At 62.3% G+C, this 4,106-nt stretch carries 6 protein-coding genes; 3 read left to right on the top strand and 3 right to left on the bottom strand.

The annotated features are described in order from the left end of the window. The coding region (locus GX108_04460; GenBank protein NLO56290.1) for a dicarboxylate/amino acid:cation symporter at nt 1–404 on the top strand (404 nt) is incomplete at its 5' end. After that, nucleotides 385–1,089: an aspartate/glutamate racemase family protein gene (locus GX108_04455; GenBank protein ID NLO56289.1), complete on the top strand. Its 705-nt coding sequence runs from the start codon at nt 385–387 to the stop codon at nt 1,087–1,089. The genes GX108_04460 and GX108_04455, both read left to right, overlap by 20 nt. 42 nt (nt 1,090–1,131) lie before the next feature. Here GX108_04455 and GX108_04450 read toward each other — a convergent pair whose 3' ends face one another. Continuing rightward, a complete protein-coding gene (locus GX108_04450) occupies nt 1,132–1,593 on the bottom strand; it encodes an endonuclease (protein ID NLO56288.1) in 462 nt (153 codons plus the stop codon). 1 nt (nt 1,594) lies between these two features. Next, entirely contained in the window at nt 1,595–2,479 is an 885-nt protein-coding gene (locus tag GX108_04445; GenBank protein NLO56287.1) for a lysophospholipid acyltransferase family protein, read from the bottom strand. A 106-nt stretch (nt 2,480–2,585) separates the two neighbouring features. On the opposite strand from GX108_04445, the gene GX108_04440 reads away from it, so the two are divergent. Further along, the gene (locus GX108_04440; GenBank protein ID NLO56286.1) at nt 2,586–3,383 is read left to right on the top strand and encodes a universal stress protein; all 798 of its coding nucleotides are present in this window, start codon (nt 2,586–2,588) and stop codon (nt 3,381–3,383) included. Nucleotides 3,384–3,393: 10 nt separating this feature from the next. On the opposite strand, the gene GX108_04435 is transcribed toward GX108_04440, so the two are convergent. Then, a partial coding sequence (locus GX108_04435) for a serine dehydratase subunit alpha family protein (protein NLO56285.1) occupies nt 3,394–4,106 on the bottom strand: 713 nt, incomplete at its 5' end.

Below are 4,106 nucleotides of genomic sequence, written 5' to 3'. Positions count from 1 at the left end.
TGACCCAGGAGAACCTGGGGGTCTCCGAGAAGATAGCCTCCTTCGTGCTTCCCCTGGGAGCCACCATCAACATGGACGGCACCGCCCTATACCAGGGCGTCTGCGCCCTTTTCGTGGCCCAGGCCTTCGGGATAGAACTGTCCATCGGCGCGCAGTTGGGCATCCTGCTGACCGCCACCCTGGCCTCCATTGGAACGGCCGGGGTGCCGGGCGCGGGCCTGATCATGCTGACCCTGGTGCTCACCCAGGCGGGTTTGCCGGTGGAGGGTGTGGGTCTCCTGGCGGGGATCGACGCCGTGCTCGACATGGCCCGGACGTCCATCAACATCACCGGTGACGCCGCGGTCGCCGTCGTGGTTGCAAAAACAGAAGGTGAATTGGCAGATGTCAAAAAAGCCGCATAAAGTCCTTGGTGTGCTTGGAGGCATGGGCCCGGCGGCGACGGCGGAGTTCCTGCGCCTGCTCGCCGAGCTTGCCGGGGCGGAGAGGGACCAGGACCACCCCAAGATCCTCCTCTGGTCGAACCCCCAGGTACCGGACAGGACGGCGGCAATATTGTGGGGCGGGGAGGACCCCGCCCCACTTATCCTTGAGGGTCTCAAAACGATCGAATCGTGGGGCGCCGAGCTGCTGGCGATCCCCTGCAGTACGGCCCACGTGTTTATCGATCAATTCCGCGAAAAACTCCAGGTGCCCCTCGTCCACATCGTCGAAGAGACCCTTTTACTGGCCCGGCAAAGGAGCCCCGAGGGGGCGTGGCTCATCGCGACCATGGCGACCATAGCCTCGGGGATCTACAGCCGCGAAGCCCAAAGGCAACGCTACGACCTGCTTCTTCCCGATGAAGATGTACAGAAGGAACTTCAGGAGATTGTGTCCCTGGTGAAAGCAAATCACCTGGGTGAATCGGGGATGGCCATGGCGGAAGTAGTCCGTGGGCTTCAAAAGAAAAGCCCCCTTCCCGTGGTCGGAGCCTGTACCGAGCTACCCCTCGCTTACAAGGCTTCCGGGCTTGACCCCAAGGGGATGGTGTCCAGCCTCGAATCCCTGGCCGAAGCCTGCCTGGAGAGGATCTACAACACCGGCTGATCCACTGCAACATCCCAGCCGGACGGCGGAATCGTCAGCCCTTCACACCCGAAAGTGATCCCTACCGCGGCCAAGATATTGGAGGATCAGGCTCCATGCGGCCAAGTCGTCAATAGTTCGGGGAGGAACCAGCAGCCCTTTGGGAAGGAGGCGCCTCAGTCCCCTCGGGGGATGGATAAGCCAGTAGAGCTCCCTTCCTCTTTCCGTTGAGAATTCTTCGGATACCTTTTCAACCCTAAGCCCCGAAGAAACCAGCTTTTTTATGCATTCGGCACTTCCGGTACCGGAACCGACGATGACGAAATCGGGGAAGGCCCGGCCGTCTTCGCCGGGAGCCTTTTCAAGCGCCCTTTCTTCAAGGTAGAACAAGTCCCCTCGCAGGACGGCGCCGGCCCAGGCTTCGAGCTCACCTACCGCGGAGAGACCGGAGAGGAGCAGGTCGCCCGAGTCGCTCGAAAGGGCCCATCCGAACTTGTCGGTCCCCGGGTCCAGCGCGATGAGCATCTCAGCGATCTCCCGTCGTCGAGGCCCACCTTGGGTAGAGCCACATCCACTGCTCCGGGTAACGGACTATCCATTCACCCAGGGTGTCGTTGCACAATTCCAGGGAAGCCTCCACGTCCTGACCGAAGGGGGCGCCGCCCGCTTCTTCCAGGGCAGGCTCGATGAAAAGATCGTGGCGCACACCGTCAGGCCGCCTGATTATGAATATGGGAACGACGGCGGACCCGAGCCTGTCCGCCATTTTGACCGGGCCAAAGGGCGTGCTCGCCGGCATGCCCATGAAGGGGACCACCATGCCGTCGTCGCCGAAATCCTGGTCGAGGAGGACGCCCAGGACCTCGCCATCCCTCAAGCAGCGAACGGCGCCCTTCAGGTCGAACCCCCGGCTCATGGTCTTTACTCCGCAGGATGAACGCAACGATACTACCAGGTCGGTGATCCTGGGATCCCTCTGTTCGGCGCCAATGGCATTCATGGGAAAACCCCTCATGGCCAGGACGGCAGCGGCGTACTCCCAGTTCCCGAAGTGGGCCGTCAACGCGACCACTCCCTTGCCTTTTGCCAGGGCATCCCGGAGGTTCTCCTCGCCATGGATTTCGACATAGTTCAGGATATTCGGGCAAAGGGAGGGGAGACGGAGCACTTCGGCGAGGCCCCTTCCCAGGTTCTGGTAAGATTCCTTCACTATGGCCCTGGCCAACGTGACACCGACCTGGAGGACCTTGACGCACCTGGCCTCGGCACGGTCAACCCTGGCTCGGCTGAAAAGCCACACCAGGATCCCCATCCACCCCCCAAGCCTGACTGAAAAGGTATGGGGCATCCTGTTCACGATCCACCCGAAACCTTTGAGCAGGCGCCAGGTGACATCCTGGGACAGTTTCATAAGGGGGCCTCCTCGTAACAGCGATGACCCGTCGGCATCCTTGACGGTATACCATCATCTGTTAAACTCATTTTAGTCTAGCACAAAATTAAAGGGGGCCTCCGCCATGTTCAGAAAGATACTCTTCCCGCTTGATCTTTCGGACCTTTCGCGAAAGGGACTGGCCTGGACCGCCCGGAACGTGGCCGACCCAACCTCGGAACTCATCCTGGTCCACGTCATCGAGGTATTCGGGGACATGGACCCGGGACCCATGATACACAAGGCCGAAAGATCGATAGGCGTGATACAGGCGGAACTGAATTCCACCGGAATCAGGAACAGGTCATTTGTCATGGCCGGCGACCCCTTCGAGATCCTGCCCGAGATAGCCCATTCCGAGGGATGCTCCCTTTGCGCCCTCTTCGCCGACAGGGACGACGTGGTGGTACCTTCCTTGCGGCTCATGGCTCTGCCCCATCTTGTCTACAAGTCACCGGGCGGTGCCATGCCTCCGCCCGATCCATTCCGGAGGATAACGGTGGCCACGGACCTCTCCCCCGCCAGGACCGACATCATCTTCAAGGAACTGAAAACGCTTCTGGCCGGCAGGAGTGTCCCGATGACCATCCTGCACTCCCTTTTCATGGAGGACACCCTCACCTCGACGGAGATGTTCCAGGTCGCCTCCGCGGCGCTGGAGGAAGTGCGGGCAACCGTCGAGAAGTGGAACCCCGGCACGGGCGCCGAGGTCCTGGGCGGTCACCCCGAGGTGGAGATCCTCCGCAGGGTCGATAAGATCAAACCGGGCATGCTCGTGGTGGGGCTTTCGGTCCACGGGCACCTATGGGAGCTCATCGTGGGGAGCACCGGCGAAGCCATCATTGAACGGTCGTCCTGCCCCGTCCTCGTGATCCCCTCCTGAAGCCATCCCCTCAGGAACGAGCCCTGGAAGCGGCCTCCATGTCCTGAAGAATGCGGATTATCGCGGAATCGGCGGACATGAGCCCTTCCCTGCTGAAATCGCCCACGTTCTTAGCTGTCACAACGAAGTCGGAGGATATCATCCCTTGGTCTTCCGGATCTTTCAGGCCCTGCAGGACAAGCAGCGCCGAAGTGCACGCCTCGGCCGCGGCTGTGCCCACCTTGAGGGCGCAGGAGCCCTTGGCGCCATCGCATACCATCCCCTGGAGGGACGACAATAGCAGCGCGACGGCTATCTCGGCCTGCCGGGGAGTGCCCCCGCCCAGCCGGACCAGCGCGGCCGCCGCACCCGCCCCGGCGGCGATGGCGCACCCGCAGACGGGGGTCAGACGCCCCGTGTGAGCCTTGATGAACCCCGTCACGAGATGGCTCAGGGCCAGAGCCTCGGCCAGTTCCCGGTCGGACTTTCCCCAGGCGCGGGCGGCCGCCGAAGGAGGTACGATGGCGGTGATCCCGTGGTTGCCGCTTCCGGCACTGCTCATGACGGGCCATGGGCCGCCGGCCATTCTCACGTCAGCAGCTGCGGCGGACCAGGCCTTCACGGTGTGAACGAGGTTATCCATCCCCTCCAGGGCCGCAAGGTTGAAACCGATACCCAGCCCCCAGGGCCTGGACAGGCCCTGTTCGGCCACCTCCATGTTCATCCTGGAGCCGTCGAGCAGGA

It is taken from the genome of Thermovirga sp., from assembly GCA_012523215.1.
Classification (GTDB): Bacteria; Synergistota; Synergistia; order Synergistales; family Thermovirgaceae; genus 58-81.
The sequence above is the reverse complement of the archived record's forward strand: the minus strand, read 5'-3'. Positions and strand labels throughout refer to the sequence as shown.